At 48.1% G+C, this 17,435-nt stretch carries 13 protein-coding genes; 11 read left to right on the forward strand and 2 right to left on the reverse strand.

The annotated features are described in order from the left end of the window. Positions 1-8: 8 nt before the first annotated feature. Entirely contained in the window at positions 9-935 is a 927-nt protein-coding gene (locus P0M28_RS04105; RefSeq protein WP_302208245.1) for a DUF4625 domain-containing protein, read from the reverse strand. A gap of 4 nt (positions 936-939) precedes the next feature. After that, entirely contained in the window at positions 940-3,264 is a 2,325-nt protein-coding gene (locus P0M28_RS04110; protein WP_302208246.1) for a TonB-dependent receptor, read from the reverse strand. 233 nt (positions 3,265-3,497) lie between these two features. Between P0M28_RS04110 and P0M28_RS04115 the strand changes: the two genes are divergently transcribed. From P0M28_RS04115 to P0M28_RS04165, 11 genes are all read left to right on the forward strand, one after another. Then, the gene (locus P0M28_RS04115; protein ID WP_302208247.1) at positions 3,498-4,805 is read left to right on the forward strand and encodes a hypothetical protein; all 1,308 of its coding nucleotides are present in this window, start codon (positions 3,498-3,500) and stop codon (positions 4,803-4,805) included. A gap of 201 nt (positions 4,806-5,006) precedes the next feature. Further along, positions 5,007-6,071 carry a hypothetical protein gene (locus P0M28_RS04120; protein ID WP_302208249.1) on the forward strand — a complete coding sequence of 355 codons (1,065 nt, stop codon included), beginning with the start codon at positions 5,007-5,009 and terminating at the stop codon, positions 6,069-6,071. Positions 6,072-6,195: 124 nt separating this feature from the next. Further along, positions 6,196-6,510 carry a hypothetical protein gene (locus P0M28_RS04125; RefSeq protein ID WP_302208250.1) on the forward strand — a complete coding sequence of 105 codons (315 nt, stop codon included), beginning with the start codon at positions 6,196-6,198 and terminating at the stop codon, positions 6,508-6,510. Positions 6,511-6,724: 214 nt separating this feature from the next. Beyond that, on the forward strand, positions 6,725-7,435 hold the full coding sequence (locus tag P0M28_RS04130) for an ABC transporter ATP-binding protein (protein ID WP_302208251.1): 711 nt from the start codon (positions 6,725-6,727) through the stop codon (positions 7,433-7,435). Further along, entirely contained in the window at positions 7,428-8,852 is a 1,425-nt protein-coding gene (locus P0M28_RS04135; RefSeq protein ID WP_302208252.1) for an ABC transporter permease, read from the forward strand. The genes P0M28_RS04130 and P0M28_RS04135 overlap by 8 nt, the downstream gene beginning before the upstream one ends. A gap of 2 nt (positions 8,853-8,854) precedes the next feature. After that, positions 8,855-10,168, forward strand: coding sequence for a DUF3526 domain-containing protein (locus P0M28_RS04140; protein WP_302208254.1), 1,314 nt, complete (start codon positions 8,855-8,857; stop codon positions 10,166-10,168). A gap of 18 nt (positions 10,169-10,186) precedes the next feature. Next, positions 10,187-10,855, forward strand: a complete 669-nt coding sequence (locus P0M28_RS04145) for a class I SAM-dependent methyltransferase (RefSeq protein ID WP_302208255.1) — start codon at positions 10,187-10,189, stop codon at positions 10,853-10,855. Positions 10,856-10,981: 126 nt separating this feature from the next. Continuing rightward, a complete protein-coding gene (locus P0M28_RS04150; protein ID WP_302208256.1) occupies positions 10,982-13,321 on the forward strand; it encodes a TonB-dependent receptor in 2,340 nt (779 codons plus the stop codon). 8 nt (positions 13,322-13,329) lie between these two features. Continuing rightward, positions 13,330-14,538 (forward strand): DUF4374 domain-containing protein, encoded by a 1,209-nt coding sequence (locus P0M28_RS04155; protein ID WP_302208257.1) that lies wholly within the window; start codon positions 13,330-13,332, stop codon positions 14,536-14,538. A 25-nt stretch (positions 14,539-14,563) separates the two neighbouring features. Further along, entirely contained in the window at positions 14,564-16,000 is a 1,437-nt protein-coding gene (locus P0M28_RS04160) for an ABC transporter permease (RefSeq protein WP_302208258.1), read from the forward strand. Next, the gene (locus P0M28_RS04165; RefSeq protein WP_302208259.1) at positions 15,993-17,429 is read left to right on the forward strand and encodes a DUF3526 domain-containing protein; all 1,437 of its coding nucleotides are present in this window, start codon (positions 15,993-15,995) and stop codon (positions 17,427-17,429) included. The genes P0M28_RS04160 and P0M28_RS04165 overlap by 8 nt, the downstream gene beginning before the upstream one ends. Positions 17,430-17,435: the final 6 nt, after the last annotated feature.

Raw genomic sequence — 17,435 nt, forward strand, 5'->3', positions numbered from 1 at the left:
ATGAGGCGTTAGTCTATTAGTATCGTAAACTCCCGCACCGCCAGATTACCTCCTTCATCTTCCACCTCAATCCGCAATACCCGTTCGTTATCTCCCGCCGTCAGCGTGTAAGGCTGACCTTCCCACAAGGTCGTAAACAGTAGCTGATCGTTGGTGAAGGCAGGAATATCTGGCCCCGTTAGCATGGCTCCGGTATTATCGCGTAGAAACTGCGATTCGCCCCACATGGCTTCGTAGCTGGTATCGCCCTGCCAGTCAGTATCACTATCCCGGTCGGTATCCTGCACCAGCGAAACGCGGATGAAAGTGATGGCAAAGTCGTGCTCATCGCGTCGCTGCTCCAAGTATCCTTCCACCGATAAAGCATTGCCCACCGCGCCGGATAGCTGTTCCAATGTTTCGTCCGGGTCATTTGCTAAAGCAATTAAGGGCATGTAGGGACGCTTAAGGTACACACTCCGAACCACACTAGAGCCGTCCGAAAACGAAGTAACGTTACCGGCAGCATCAACTGCGTGTAATATTACGTGGTATGGTCCCGCCAGATAGTCACGATCATCGTAGCGAATAGTTTGGTCAATGGTGTGGCTCCTACCATTCAACTGAACCTCCTCTTGCACCACTAAGCCTGGTAGTCGCTGTTCAATACGGGCGTGGGTGTGCCCATCTTGCGAATTATGAATATCAATCTGCATTTCGCTGAGGGCCAAGTTGTCCGATAGTTCGCCCTGTAAACGTAACTCCGAACTATTTTCCGGTAACACTTCCATATATTCTCCCCGGATTTTGACTACGTTGGGATCGCCCTGGGTAGAAGGACGACTGATCGATGAAAAAACCGGAGCCTCCAGATCATTGCTAGGGTCATCAGGATCATTATCCGAACAAGCAGTTAGTATAGCTGTAAGAAACAGGGTAAGCAAAAAGTATTTCATAAGGTTAGGAATTTAAATTAAAAGACAGAGGAACTCGTAACGTGACTACCACATTACGGCCCGGTTCGGGTAAATTCAGTAAACGGTAACGACTCAGATGGTGTAGATATTGGGTGTTGAGTGCATTGTCTACCTGCACCATTATATTAAAAAATGTATCGCCCATCAGCCATTCACTACTTATCCCCCCACCGAGCAGGGTATAGCCGGGCGTCGCCCGTTCGTTGCGGTCTACCCGGTTTTGGTCAGCTACCCAGCGAACGTCACCGTGTAGCTCTAGCGATTGTAGCCACCCTTGCTGGGTAATAATTTGATACGTCACTTCACCCAGGGCTGAAAAGGGCGGAGTGAGCGGTAGCGGTAACTGAAAGTCAAGATTGTAGTTAGCAACGTATTCTAGCGAAGCTTGTACGTTTAGGTTCGATATTGGTTGATAGTTAGTAACCCACTCACCGCCCCAGAAGCTAGCGTCAGCCTGCCGAAACTCCCAGGTAAGCTGACTACCCGAGGGCAAACGGCTGAACGAAGCAGTCGGGGCTAAGTAAATATATTGATCGTAGTAAGCCACAAACGGAGTAAGTGTGCTGCTTATTTTACCTTGTTGGTAAGTAAGCGCGTAGTCAAGCTGATAGCCACGTTCCGATTGCAAATCAGGATTACCCAACTCATGGCGGAACGTGCCGTGATGAACACCATTAGACGCCAGTTCTATGGCAGTGGGCATCCGAAAGCTAGTACCAACATTGAGCTTCATCTGCCAAGTAGACGAAGGCTGCCACTGTGCGCCCACCGCTCCACTGACATCAGCAAATTGCCGGGTGAGATCAGCATTGCGCTGCTCAAACTCTCCCGTTGGCTGGAGAGTCTCGTCGTACAATGGTTGCTGATGCTCCAGGATTTCGTGCTGCCCACCGTCAAAGCGCAAACCAGCGTTGAACTGCCAGCGCGGGTTAACCGGCGAATCAGCGTATTCCACCAAGGTAAATCCACCACCTTGCCAGGTAGTGAAGGCCGGAATCAGAAACTCAAATCCGCCGTAGTTATTCTGCATCCGTTGCCCCTGTACTCCGTAGGTAACTGTCCACTGAGAACCCATTTCTTGAATAAGCCGAGCGTTTAGCGAATACGTTCTTAGCCTTAAATCGTGCGCTACGGTACCATCGGCTGTTTGTCCTACGTTTTGGGTATGAGGCAGTGACTCTTCTAATCGTTGGTTGTGCTGATAACCAGCGTCTATTTCCAGGATAGATCGATCCCATCCGTACTGCGTATTCCAGAGGACCTTCCAGTGGGTGTTGTCCTGCCGGGGCAGACCGATACTACGTCGCTGGTCGTAACGTTGCAGTTGGTAGCCACTCGGGATGCCTACCGCCCCCGGAAACAAACCTACTCGCTGATGAAACCGACTGATTTTTACCGTCGATTGACCCCAATCTCGCTTCAACCCGGTGGTAAAGGCAAAGTTTCGTTCTTGCCCTGCGGTGTTGCGGAGCCGCTCGTCGTAAATCGGTAGCTCAAAACCGGCGTAGGTAAAACGGTCGGCGGGTACCCGGTAGTTGTCGAAATCCTGCTGACTGTAGCGTAGTCGGTAGAGCCAGCCCTGATGGTTGCCTTCCGCGGCAGCACTTAGGCCTCGTAGGTTGTTATTGTACTGGTAAATTCCCTTCACTTCGGTTTGGAGTTGCCCCCTCTCGGGGAAAGGAGTGGGTAAAATATTGATCACTCCACCCATCGCATCCGAACCGTAGCGCAGTGACGCGGGTCCTTTGATGATTTCTACTTGCTGTACGTCAAATTGATCAATTTCTAGCCCGTGGTCAGAACCCCACTGCTGCCCTTCCTGCTTTACCCCTTGGTCGTTGACCATAATTCGGTTGTAGCTCATCCCCCGAATTACCGGTTTGGCAATTCCCACCCCAGTGTTGATAGCATTGATACCTGCCACCGGAGTGAGTGCATCTACAAAGCTTCCCTCAGCGGATTGATCTAGATCAGAACGAGTTACCGTGATGACTGCTTGGGAAGAGGTGGAAGTGCTGCGGATTCCAGTTCCATCAATTTGCACTTCAGCTAAAATCTTGGCACTCGGCTGCAAACGCACCTGAACAGAGTTTTGGGTAGTGGGCGACAGCGTGACACGTTGCTCAGCGTATCCGAGCGAGCGTATGGCTAGCGTATAAAGTGTATCAGTGAGAACATTGAAGGTGAAAAAGCCCTCGGACGTGGTGAATTGCAACTGAACAGAATTCAGTAGTTCTACCTGAGCTCCAGCAATAGCCTGAAGATCCTCGTCAACTACCTGTCCTCGCAGTGAAAATGACTGGGCCAAACTAATAAAAGGGGATACAAAAAGGATAAATACATGGATATACGCAATCAGATTGCTTCTGGTAAAAACACAAAAATACTGGCGATCAATATGCTTTATTGAGGTATACCGATGCATTCTATTCCAAAAATATGGCCGATCGTGAGAATTAATAAAAAATATTTAACGCAACAATGTTGCAAATGTATTGTTACTACTTTACTTTCGCAAACAAAAGTAAAACTATTAACACTATGAGAAATCTTCGTCTATTTTTTATGTTACTAAGCCTATCCTGGCTTACTTTTTCTTGTTCCGATGATGATAACAACAATGTTGTTCCCGATGATGCTTCCCAATCTTTTGGGGAACTTGAAGGAGAGTATATCCGCCTGGCTATGATGGTGGATAGTACTCAAATGATGATTATGGATCCGGTCTCCGAGCAAACCAAATTTACGGTAAGTGAGCCAATGACCCCGGGAGCCCGTTACTACCTCAGTCCTACCGGACGTTATCTGGTATCAATAGAGCGCTCCCAAAACCAAACCCGTTTTTTTGATGTGGGTATTGTGAACCATAATGACCATGGTCATGAGTATCAGGCACTATGGTTAGATAAAGTAATTACTTCGCCTTTGCCTACCCACTATTCTGATACTGGCGATGATATCGTGATATTTAACGATGGAGACGGTTCTATTATCCATATTGAAGAAAGTAGATTGGAGTTTGACGGTTACCAAGCCCCTGTCATTCCTATGCCTAATCAGACCCAGCACCACGGCGCAACCGTACGTCTGGATAATGGTTTGTTTGCCGTTACCTTTCAAGATAATCCGACGGAGGGAAATAAGAGATTGCCCCAAGCGGTTAAGCTAGTGGACGGTCAAGGGCAAGTTCAAGTAGATAATGAAGACGTACGGGTAGGTGCTATTCACGGAAATACTTCTAACGGCAAAGTGGCGTTGTTTGGCTCTACTGATGGGGTCATCGTAGCCAATGCCAATAACGAAATCTCGCTGATTCCCAACGTGGATACCTTACTGAATGCGACCAGTGGTAACTGGATTGGGAGGGTGATTGGTCATGATGACCTAGATGTATTCTACGGCTGGGTTCGCTTACAAGGTCTGCTACGTATTGACCCGGCTAGTCAAAGTATGACCCGCTTCTACGAAGGTGACGATGTAAAATCAATCTTTTTTAGCGAAGATGGTGCCTATCTTATTTTGCACAAAACCGATGACGAAATAGTGGTGTACAATGCCGCCAGTGGTAATGAAATGACCCAGGAGGTAATTGCGATTGCCCCGGATGCAGCCTACGACAACGCCCGGAAAGAAGCCCCGACTGAGTTAGAACGATTACGCCTGATGGAAGAGCCCGAGCGAGTGCTAACTACTTCCGCTGAATTTTTGTACGTATTAGAACCTTCTCAAACGGAAATCAACGTTCTTCGGTTATCAGATCTATCATCAGTGAAAACCATAACGCTAGATGCACCGGTAGACTTAATCAAGCGAGTTGGCTTCCACCGAAAAGAGAACGCAGCTTGGTAAAGTTAACAAAGCATTTCGTTTGACAATCGTGTGGAACGGAGCTGCTGAGAATAATCCTTCACCAAATCATAGCCCACTCCGCTGAGCTGTGATTTGGTGTTTTTATAGCAGGTAAACTTTTTATATGGCTCTATATATCGTATCTATTGCTGGTTGCTTTACGTTCTGTAAAGTATTATCAGTCATAAAATACCAGGCACTATGAAGAGGATATTCACTTTCATCATCTTCGCTTTTTTAGCTCTAGGCTGCAAAGAAAGGGAAACAATCGCCCCAGAAGATGCTCTAGAAGCTGTAAGAAATGAGCCTTTAGTAGATTCTGCTAATCATATTCTGACCGAGCTAGAGTCATCCGTTGAGTTTACTGAGGTCATTGAGTTTAGCGGTAAGTATATTTTTGGAGGTTTTAATGGTTATGTTATTACTGATCAGAGCCTAAACTTGCTGGATACCTACGAGCGTAACATGATAGTATATCACTTAATTAACTACAATGATGATTTTGCCTGTGTATGCGCTAACCAAGGTATATTTAAAGTAGATCAAAGTTTAAGAACTACCAAACTTATTGATTTACCCTGTACCGATATAGAAATTGATGGAAGTGGGCAAATTCTTTTTATTTCAGGGTTGGGCGAATTAAGTCAGCAGCGGCAGATTTCGGCTAATATTTTAGCATTGGATGTGGATGAGCAGCAATTTGACTTTTATTCTGATCCAACTGATAGTATTGGTGAATTCCTTAGTCAGATTGAGATATTATCTAGTGGCGAAATATTTACACTGAGCAGTAATTCATCAGTTTTTCAGTATCAAGATAGAAACGTAATAGCCAAATATTCACAGGAGGATGTTGATTTCTTTCCGGAGGATAAATCCGGTCTGAGTAGTGGTTATGAAATACGCGCTGTTGGTAATGAACTTTACTACACTACCCCCCAGTGGCCCCGAAGATTGTTAAGGTATGACCAAGATTGGGAAACTGTATTTGATATAAGTTTTGATAGCTACGAAAATACTGAAGAAGTCCCGGAAAGAGACCAGGAAATACTTTTTAGCACTTTTAATAGTTTAAATTCCATTGATGGGCAAGTTGTAATTGGGGCACAAGACGGAATTATTAAGGTAAATCCGACCACGAATGAATACTCATTTATCAAAGATCCTAATCTCCCTAATCAGTATGTTCGTAAAATCTACTCAGACACTTCGGGCGATGTTATCGTAATCGTGGCAGGAAATAACATTATCAAATATCAAAACTAAAGCCGGATAATTATCGCTCTCTCTGAGGTGCATATGTCACCAATGGCTTTCTTCTAAATGGTAAATTAGGCGTATTTTCGCAACTCTGTTGCAATTGAATTCACCTCTTGGTATATTCACTTCTGTGAATCACAACCGCCCAATAATAGCTTTACTGCTGGCTGCATCCTTCATGGTGCAACCACTGCTATTTGCTCTCCATGCGACTGAGCACGAACCGCCTCGCATCAAACCGGTGACAGATTACCTAGTAGTGGAGCAATCAGTGTCAGATTGTGATCTGTGCGATAATTATAAGCACCTTTCTTTTTTTAGCCTAACCTTTTTCTCGCTAACATTTCACAAACTATTTGCTGCTTACGTAGCATCCTTTTGTCTATCTATCCTACAGGAAGTTAACGTAAACTACTGGCTACGTGGGCCCCCAGTTACCCAGTAAATAGTCTGATATTCTGACTCAGGAATTAGTCGCTTAGTAGTGGCTACAGACGTTTTCTCTCGACTCTAATTTTAGCTAGTGAGTTATGGCTGACTAACTCTTGCCGACATTCGTGGTGTATCCAGTCTATTCATTCGATAGCTTTCTAATTATCCTTGCCTACTTAAGGTAATAAACTCACTATTTACTTTCTACCTATCTAATCTATACAACTATGCTAGAAGCCATTGGCCTATCTAAAACCTACGATCAGCATCCAGCTTTAACCGATCTGAACCTAACGGTGGCCGCAGGCGATATTTACTGCCTACTGGGAGCGAACGGAGCTGGAAAGACGACCACCATCAACCTGTTCATGAATTTCATTACTCCTACCTCCGGAATAGCAAAGGTAAATGGCTTAGCTGTAGCCCAAGGCCAGGAAGTCAAAAAGCACCTGGCCTATATTCCCGAAAACCTGAACCTCTACGGTACACTCACCGGACTGGAAAATCTGCAATTCTTTGCCGGATTAGGCGGAGAAAAGCCCGATAAAGCTTCGGCTGAAGAATTACTCCGGAGCGTAGGATTACCGCCCGAATTTATTCACCGACGAGTGAGCAAGTACTCCAAAGGGATGCGACAAAAAGTTGGGATTGCAATTGCCAAGGCAAAGCAAGCTGATAACTTACTGATGGATGAGCCAACCTCCGGCTTAGATCCACAAGCCAGTAACGAGTTTGCTCAACTGTTAGCTACCCTGCGAGAGAACCAAGTGGCGATTTTGATGGCTACCCACGATTTATTCCGGGCTAAAGAATCCGGTACGCACATCGGTATTATGCGAGCTGGGCAATTGGTACACTCACTGAAGAGCGAGGAAATCTCACTGAGCGAACTGGAGCAACTATACTTGGAAACGATGAAATCTACTGTCTATGCTTAACCTAATCATCAAAAAAGAATTTCTGACCGCGCTGCGGGATATTCGCCTGCAAGTGTCCGGTGGTATTTTACTAGTTCTGATGCTTACGGCTGTGCTAGTAGGTAAGCAAGGTCAACAACAGCTTCGGCAAGAGCGGGAAGCGGCTCAGACGGAGATGCGCGCCCAGTGGGTGAATCAAGGCGAAAAGCATCCGCACTCTGCGGCCCACTACGGGCAATTTGCCTTCAAGCCGAAACCCGTGCTTAGCTTTTTAGATGTGGGCTTGGATAATTATACCGGAGTATCCGTCTTTTTGGAGGCGCATAAACAGAATGAAATACTGTTTAGTAGTGCCCAGGACAGCAATGGTATGACTCGCTTCGGTGAGATGACCGTCGCCCTGATCTTTCAGGTGCTGATGCCGTTGTTGATTATTTTCCTGACATTCAACACCTTTAGTCAGGAACGAGAAGAAGGTACTCTCCGGCTCATTCATGGACAAGGTTTGTCAATGGCTAAACTCTTCTGGGGCAAAGTAGGTGGTATCTACGGCATGGTATTGCTACTCTTTGTGCCGATTATTGTCTTAGCCTACCTGATGCTCAATCAGCAGTCAGCTAGTCTGGATTCGGAGGTGACAACCAAGTTTGGAGTTCTCACGGTGGGCTACGCCGTATACTTCTTGGTCTTCGTTACACTGGGAGTACTAATTTCAGCTTTCGCCCGTAGTTCGGGCGTGGCACTGTTGACCCTGCTAGGCTTATGGGTAGTAGCCTGCATCATCTTACCGAAGGCAGCGACCAGTTTGGCGAGCAAACTGTACCCAGCTCCTTCCCAATTTGAATTCCGGGAAACGATTCACAATCAGGTAAAAAATGGCATTGACGGACATAACCCTTCGGATGTTCGTCTGGCCTCGCTTAAAGAAGAAGTATTGCAGGAGCACGGAGTAGAGACGATAGAGGAACTTCCGGTCAACTGGAGTGGCATTGCCATGCAAGCCGGAGAGGAATACACCGACCAAGTGTATGATGATGAGTTCTCGAAAGTCACGTCTATTTTTCAGCGACAGAATCGGCTATCCGAGTGGGTGGGTTTTCTGAATCCCTATTTGGCAATTCGCCACTTGTCAATGGCCTTAGCCGGTACGGATTTTACCCACCACGTCACCTTTGCCCGAGCGGCCGAAAATTATCGTCGGGATTTTGTAAAGTTGATGAACAAAGATATGGAGGTAAACCACAAGCCAGGCATAGCTTACGGTGACTACAAAGTAGGAGAGGAAATGTGGAGCAGCGTTCCACCGTTTCAATACGATCTTCCTAGCACTACTACCATTCTAGCTACCCAATGGCGTAGTGTAACGGCACTAGTGCTGTGGTTAATAGCACTTTCCTTCATTGGAAGCCAATTGGCTTACCGAATACCAAAACTATAGTCATGAAACTATTCACCCACATTTTTCAGTACGAGTGGAAGTCGCTCTGGCGAAGTAGTATTTTGAAAGCACTGTTGCTGGTGGTGCTCGGGGCCGGAATCTACGGCATCTACTTCGGTAAGTTTGAGGTTGAGAAACAAGAAACCCGCATGGCGCAAGTGCAGCAGTACGAACGTCAGCAGTTCGACAGTCTCCTTTACTGGTCCACGCTGGATACTACCTACGAAACGAATCAGGAGAAGTACCAACAAGCCGTGTCGCCAACCGGAGTAGGCTGGAGCAAGCACTTTACCTACTACCTCACCCACGACGCGCCACCTTTGGCGGGTTTGTGCTTGGGGCAGCGTGATTTGTTTCCGGTATACTACGGTTTTAATGTGACCGACTTAGCCCGACAAGTGAACGTAGGCGAGCTGGCCAACCCGATGAAACTGCTGACCGGAAACTTTGACCTGTCCTACGTCTTCGTCTTTCTGATTCCGCTGCTGATTATCGCCTTATTTTACAATATCTACGCTCGTGAAAAAGAAGGCGGTACGCTCTCTCTGTTGCAATCGCAACCTGTACCGCTCACCACAATTCTCATTAGCAAAGGACTGCTGCGGATGCTGATCGTGCTGGCGACAGTTACCGTTCTGCTACTGCTTGGTTTTCTACTGCACGGTATTTCACTAGCGCAGCAATTCGGGTTGTTTATGAGTTGGCTACTGGTCATCTGCGGCTATTGTTTACTGTGGACCTTGCTAATGGGGGTAGTGATTGCCCTGAAACGTACCGCAGCGCTGAGTGCCATGCTGGGTTTAGGGGTATGGCTGATTTTTACGCTCATTACTCCTGCTTTACTCAATATGTTTGTATCCGCTCAGGAACCCCCGCCTAATCGGGCAGAAATGATTCATGCCGTGCGAAGCCTGAATGATAAGAACTGGGAAATGCCCAAATCGTTCGTCTTTGACCGCTTCTATCAGGAAAACCCGGACTTCCCTCCGGCCGATACGGCTGACTTCAATCAGTGGTACTACGCTAGTTTTGTGCTGCTGGACAGTGAAGCCAATGCGCTGAAGCAGCAGTTTGAGGCTCAGGTGGCTGAGCGCAATCAGATGCTAAAGCGTTGGGAGTGGCTGGCTCCAGCAGCGATGGTACACGAAAAGTTATCTACCCTGTCGCAGACGGATCGGCGGAGTCATCAGGAGTTTGTAACCGAAATGTACGCCTACCACCAAGGTTTAAAAGATCTCTACTACAACAAAATATTCTCATCCGAGATGTTCGGGACTGCTGATCTGGAGACTCTAAGTGCCCGGCTATCCGAATGATTACCTCCAAGCAATACTATGAATGAACAAGAGATAGCGGCTCAATTAGCCCACCCGCACGGTGAGAGAGCGGCTGAAGTCGGAGAGAAACTGGCGGTATCTAACCAAACGATGATCCGGGGAGCGATGGACGCCCTCGCCCTCGCCCCAGGTGATCGAGTACTAGAAATCGGTATGGCCGCCGGGCGACACGTAGATGAACTGCTGCGATCTGCCCCGCGTGGATACGCCCCGCGTATCCACTACACGGGCGTGGATATTTCCGAAGATATGGTGCAGGAAGCACAACGGATCAATGCGTCTTGGGTAGCAGCGGGTCAGGCGAAGTTTATTGCTGGTTCTTCTGATCGCCTACCCTTTGCCGATCAGCAATTTACCAAAATACTATCGGTTAATACACTCTATTTCTGGAATCCGCTCACTGCGCATCTGCGAGAAATTGTTCGCGTACTGCAACCGGGCGGACGACTGGTACTGGGGTTTGGCTCCCGCGATTTCATGCAGCAACTCCCCTTTACCCAGCACGGCTTCAACCTGTACCAACCGGAAGAAATGGCTACTCAGTTGCAACACCACGGACTAGAGGTGGTAGACGTGCAGCACCGGAAGAATCTTGGGGAGGCAGAGGGATATCCTGGAATTCAAAAAGATCAGATCATTCTAACCGCTATTCACTCAAATCAGTAATCGTATTACTTCGACTTCTATCCACCCTAAACCAACTATGAAGCAAAAGTTACTATTGTTTGTCCTATTCGTATCAGTTAGTTTCTTGTCTTTTGCCCGGCTTAGCATCACTGGTTAATTGTTACTATGAACCATTGTTATGCTTTCCTAACTGCGCTCATTATTAGCATCAACCTCGGCTACGGACAAAGCCCGTCAGTATCAGGAGAGGTATATTCCGAAGACGGGGAAAAATTGCTGGGAGTGTACGTGCAACTAAACAACAAACAAGCTACCGTCACTGATGAGGCCGGGCGGTTTGTTTTTAAAAATCTTGAAGCGGGTAAGTACATACTTACGGCTTCTTTTATGGGTTTTCAAGCCTTAGAAAAGAGCTTTACACTGGCAGAAGGACAAACGTTTAGCCTCAACCTAGAATTAGAGGAAGAAGTAACTCAGCTAAGCGAGGTGACCGTGACCGGAAAATCCGAAGCCCGAGAACTGAGAGAAAGTACGGCTAGTGTAGCGGTACTGGAGACCAAGGATCTCTACACCCAAAGCAACAATACCAGTGATGTTATCAAGCAAATTTCCGGAGTAAATGTCCGCCAGACAGGGGGCTTCGGTAGTGAGGCGGAAGTAAGCATCAGTGGGATGTCAGGCAAACAGGTAAAGTTCTTTCTGGACGGAATTCCGCTGACCTACTTTGGCTCGGGATTAGGGCTGAATGTGCTTCCGGTTAATTTGATGGAGCAAATTGAAGTCTACAAGGGAGTGGTTCCGGTGCACCTAGGAGCTGATGCTTTGGGCGGAGCGATCAATATTGTGTCCCGAAAAGAATACAGTAGCTATCTGGATGCTGCCTATTCCTTCGGATCGTTTAACAGCCACCGAGCGAATCTGAATGGGCAGTTTATCAGTCCTGAAACCAATTTCCTTTTTGGAGTCAACGCGTTTTATAATCATTCCGACAACAACTATTTCGTCGATGTGGAGATTCCCAATGAATTTGGCAATCCCGAACCGGCCAGGGTCAGGCGGTTTCACGACCAATTTTCTAATTACTTGCTGAACGTGTATGTCGGAGTAGTTGATAAACCGTACGCCGACCGACTGATCCTGAGTGTTCGCTATTCTGGCCTGGGTGATGACCTACAGCACAACGCCATTATGGCTCAGCCCTACGGCGAAGTGGTGTATAGCGAATCTACTCGGGGGCTTTCCCTAGAGTATGAAAAGCGTCAGCTACTACCAAACACTGACCTGCAATGGTACGGTGGGCTGAACCATACAGCAGGAAACTTTACCGATACCACGCTGAACGCCTACACCTGGGACGGAGAAGTGTACCGGCGAAGAACCGATGGGGGAGAAATATCAGCCTCGCGCAATCTGTTGCAACTCAATTCCCGAAACGCGGTAAGTCGGTTGAATATCAACCACGAACCCTGGAAAAACGGGCGCATTACCCTGAATGTATTCACTTCTTGGTTCCAGCGGACGGGGGAAGATCCGGTGGCAGCCGAGTTCTACGGACAGGATTACTATGCTAACCCCACTGTTTTGATGAAAAATGCGACAGGCCTTGCTTACGAGCACACGCTAGGGAAAGCCCTGGTCAGCTACACCGCTCTTAAACACTATGCCTATTCAGCCGACGGGTATGCTATTCAGAACCTGGAATTTCAGCCCAATCAGCAATCCGTTTCCAACTTCGGCTACGCCCAATCCTTTCGATACAGCTTTACCGATAAGCTGCTGGCCAAAGCATCCTACGAATACGCGACTCGGCTACCGGATGAGATCGAACTGTTCGGCGATTTTACGCTCGTTCGACCCAATCCGTTCCTAAAGCCGGAGCAGAGTCATAATGCTAACGTAGGCGGGCAGTTCAGTTCCAAAATGTTGAATATTGAACTTAACGGCTTCTTTCGGCATACCGATAACATCATCTGGCTCCGCACTTCCCAGTTTTTTGCTCAGTACCAGAACCTACTGCAAGCCATGATACGGGGAGTGGATGCCGAAGTACAGTTTCGCCCCTTTGATTTCTTAAAGATCACCGCCAACGCGACCTATCAGGACATCCGAAACCGTTCGCCCCGCCAGGTGACCGGATCGGTAGATGATCGCTACTACGACGCTCGTTTGCCCAACATGCCTTACCTATTTGGTAACGGAGAAATCAGGTATCAGAAAAATAGTTTCCTCAACAGTGAAAACCAATTTTCAGCCTGGTGGTCGGCCAACTACGTACACGACTTTTTCCTGTTTTGGGCAGTTGATGGTCGAGAGGAACTGAAGAATACCATTCCGGCTCAGTTTATTCAAAACGTCGGAATTTCCTATGCGCTACCAGATAATCGCTTATCGCTCTCGCTGGAAGCCACCAATCTGTTGGATCAAAAAGCCTTTGACAATTTTAGCGTACAGCGACCGGGAAGGGCCTTGTACGCCACCCTAAGAACCTATTTTAACAAAAAGTAAAAACAAAAATGAAAAAATCACTACACTTCGCCCTCGCCCTACTTTTACCCGCCTACCTATTGACCGGATGCTCAGATGATGAAAACCCTGAACCTGGTGACGGTGATAGCAACACTCCCATTGAAACCGGCTACACCATTTCAACCGTAAGTGGGGCCTGGCCCGATCTGACGACCTATATTCAGTGGACTGACGATCTTGGCTTTTCTTCTATTGGGAACGAAAGTGCGGTAGAGCTTACCGGTGGTGCTGGCACGGTCACTTTCGATGGTGCTATGTACGCTACCCCCTTTGGGGCTCCGGCCAATTTGGTGAAATATGTCGTCAGCAGCGATTCTATTCCGCAGGAGGAACAAAGAATCGTCGTGCCGGGAGCTAACACCTTTTCTACTCTTTATTTCAAGAGCGAAACGGAAGCTTACGGAACTGTAGCGGGAGGAATATCTAAACTCATCGTATTTGACCCCACCACCATGCGAATCACGGATGAAGTCTCGCTCAACCTGATAACTGATCGGCTTCCCGAAGCTACTCGTACTTACTATCTGGACATGCTAGAGCGAGATGATAAGCTGTTCATGGGAGTGCACTACGAGAACAGCGGATTGCCTGCTAATGATTCTGCTTATGTCGCCGTCATTGATCTAAATACGAATACGGTAGAAAAAGTCTTATCGGACGGAAGAACCGGAATGATCTTCGGAGGTCAAGCTCCCAATTCCGGTATGGTACAGGATAGTAATGGCGACATTTACGTACAGGCGCTCGGCACCAGCAACGCTGGGGGCACTAGTCCTAGCGGGGTACTTCGGATCAGCAACGGACAAACTGATTTTGATCAAGACTACTTCTTCGATCTCGAGGCTGCCGTAGGCAACATTTGCTACGGAATCTACCATACTTCAGGTGGACGCACCTTCACGGCTAACGTGCAGGATGCATCTGATTTCTGGGAGTTCGCTACCGGTCAGCCACAGTTCAAGTACGTAGAAATCGATCTGGCGGCTACGTCAAGCCTAGGTGCGGTGCCCGGGTTACCCACCACTTACGGAACCCGAACCATGATCATTCACGAGATGGAAAACCAAAACCTGTTGTTCACTATCGCAACCAATGAAGAAAATGCGGTCTACGAGTTTGATGTATCGGGCAATAGTGCCAGTAAGTTCTTCACCTCTACGGGTGGATATATCACCGGATTAGAAAAACTGGATTGATATTGTAAGCTACTCACCTTACCTGATGCACTTACTATTATTGATTGCCCAGAAAGAGATCAAAGTAGCTCTACGTGAAAGGCTAGTGGTCGTGCTGGGGGGCATTATCTTGCTGTTGTTGGGGGTAGCTTTGTACGCGGGTTATCTGGCTTACCAGCAGCAGCAGGCCATTATCACCCAGGTTCAGACAGAAAAGCGACAGGAGTGGCTCAATCAGGGTGATAAGCATCCGCACATTGCAGCCCACTACGGCACCTTTGTGTTCAAGCCCAAAACGGTGCTTAGCCTCTTTGACTTCGGTCTGGATGCCTACACTGGCACCTCAAAGTACCTGGAGGCGCATCATCCGCACGAGTTTATGTTTCGGCCCGCCCAAGACCATAGCAGTATGATTCGCTTCGGTGAGCTAAGTGCGGCTCTGGTGTTGCGAATTTTGGTGCCTTTGCTCATTATCTTCCTGGCTTTTGCCGCATTTACCCGTGAGCGGGAAAGTGGTACGCTCAAACTGCTGGTGGCCCAGGGCGTTTCCTTTTCCACCCTCACCTGGGGAAAAATCCTGGCGTACGTTACTCTGCTGGCGGCAATGCTTTTGCCCTTTTTGCTGGGAATTGTCATGCTGTCCTTGGCGAATACTCAGCAGGAAACGATTCCCGATGTCGTTACCCGGGCAGTACTACTGGCTCTGGTTTATGGGGCTTATCTGTTTCTCTTTATTGCCTTTTCCGTGTGGGTATCGCTGCGTTCGTCTACCGGAAGAAATGCGCTGTTAATCCTACTTTCCGGTTGGATCTTCCTGGGTATTCTGATGCCTAAGACGGTAGCCAACCTGAGCGAAAATTTTTACGCGCTACCGTCGATGCGAGAGTTCAAAGCCACTATTGAGCAGGATAAAATCAACGGACTGGACGGCAAAACACCCCGCTCGGTGCGGATGGCTACGCTAGAAAAAGAATATCTAGAGAAATACGAAGTAGATTCCGTGCAGCAGCTTCCGTTCAACTTTGAGGGAGTAAGTATGCAAGCCGGAGAGGAATATGGCAATACAATATACGATCATCATTTGAGGGAGCTTCGGCAGATTTTTCATCAGCAAAACCGATTGGGTAGCCTAGCCAGTCTGTTGAACCCCATCATCGCGGTGCAGCACCTCTCAATGGCCTTGTCGGGCACGGATATGCGTACCTTCATTCATTTTGAAGAACAAGCGGAAGACTATCGGCGGAACCTAGTTCGGAAGATGAATGCTGATATGGCCGAGAATTCTCAGTACGGGGAGTTTTATGGCTACAAAGCCGGAAGCGACCTATGGCAGCAGATGGAGGACTTTTCCTATCAAACTCCCACTGCCTGGCAACTACTCCAGTACTACCGGCTGGAGGTGATTTCGCTACTTCTTTGGACTGCGCTGGCACTCGTGCTGATTCATTACACCCACCGAAAAGCCAAACCGCTTTATGCCTAGAACCTCCCAACTCCTGATTTACTACGAGTGGAAAATGCTCATCCGCAACCGCTTTCAGTTGCTGATGCTGGCGGTTACATTTTTGTTTGGCATGTACGCCATTTACTACGGACAATCCGAAATCAACGCCCAACGGCAGACGATTCGGGCGGTGCAAGCGCTGGAGCAAGAAGAATTTTCGTCGTACCAAGCTAGCTTCACCGAGGAGATGGAAACGCTAGAGCAAGAACAGACACACGATATCGCCTCTCGTCCGGCCTACGCCTGGTACCGACACGGCTACCACGCTATTCTTCCCCCTCACGATTATGCCGCTTTGACGATCGGTCAGCGCGATTTGTTTCGCTACTACTATCGCCTGACCGGCATGAGTTTGCACTACCAACTTTTTGAAAACGAGCTGGCGAACCCGGTCAACCTGATGGTCGGTAATTTTGATCTTTCTTTCGTGCTGGTCTACCTGCTTCCGCTGCTCATCATTGCGTTCTGCTACGGCTTATTTTCATCCGAAAAGGAGAACGGTACCCTGCCGCTATTGCAGATGCAGCCCGTCAGCCTTCGCCGTATCATCCTGGTGCGGCTCTTATTCTATTTCGGGCTGATCACCGAACTCGCTTTCCTGCTCTCGTTGATCGGTCTATTCACCTCGGGTAATCCGCTAAAGGGAGAAAATCTGGTTCCGGCTCTGGCTTGGCTGGTGGGAGTGCTGGTGTACTGCGCTTTTTGGTTTGGGTTGCTGTTCCTGATCATCAGCTTCCGCCAAAGCTCAGCCTTTAATGCCATCACCGCGGTAGGCTGCTGGCTCTTACTGCTGATCGTAGTCCCGGCGGTGCTCAACGTGATCGTCACGGTGAAGTATCCGCTCAGCAGTGCCACCCTGGCGGGACTTACCCGCCGCACCGGGCTGGAAAACGAGAATGACGAAGAAGAAGCCCGGGCCGTGATTCAGGAGTTTTTGGCCCACAAACCCGAACTGACCGGTAGCGACAGTCTGATGAAGAACGACCTGCTGCCCAAGGCGTACGCGGCTTTCACGTCGCTGAAAGACATCAACAACCAGCAGCAGGTAGACCGGTATAACGCTCAGGTAGCGCAGCGGAACGCGTGGACATCCCACTTTCACTGGCTCAGTCCGGCGGTCAACATGCAGGAGGTCCTGGCCCACATTGCCGAAACCGATGTGAATACCTTTTTGCAGTTTCAGAGTGCATTAGCTGGTTTTCATGGAGAGATCACAGATTTCTACTTCACCCGACTATTTTGGGATAAACTCATTGTGTCGGAAGACTACGCTCACTTGCCCGCTTTTGAAATGCCCAAAGATAGCCATCGGTGGAATACGGTTTGGTGGGGCTTAGGCAAAATTTTTCTAGCTGCTGGTGGGACATTTGTCTTTGGGTTTATCAAGATGAAAGAGAGGGCTAAATGATTGTAG

Source organism: Tunicatimonas pelagia, assembly GCF_030506325.1.
GTDB classification, from domain to species: domain Bacteria; phylum Bacteroidota; class Bacteroidia; order Cytophagales; family Cyclobacteriaceae; genus Tunicatimonas; species Tunicatimonas pelagia.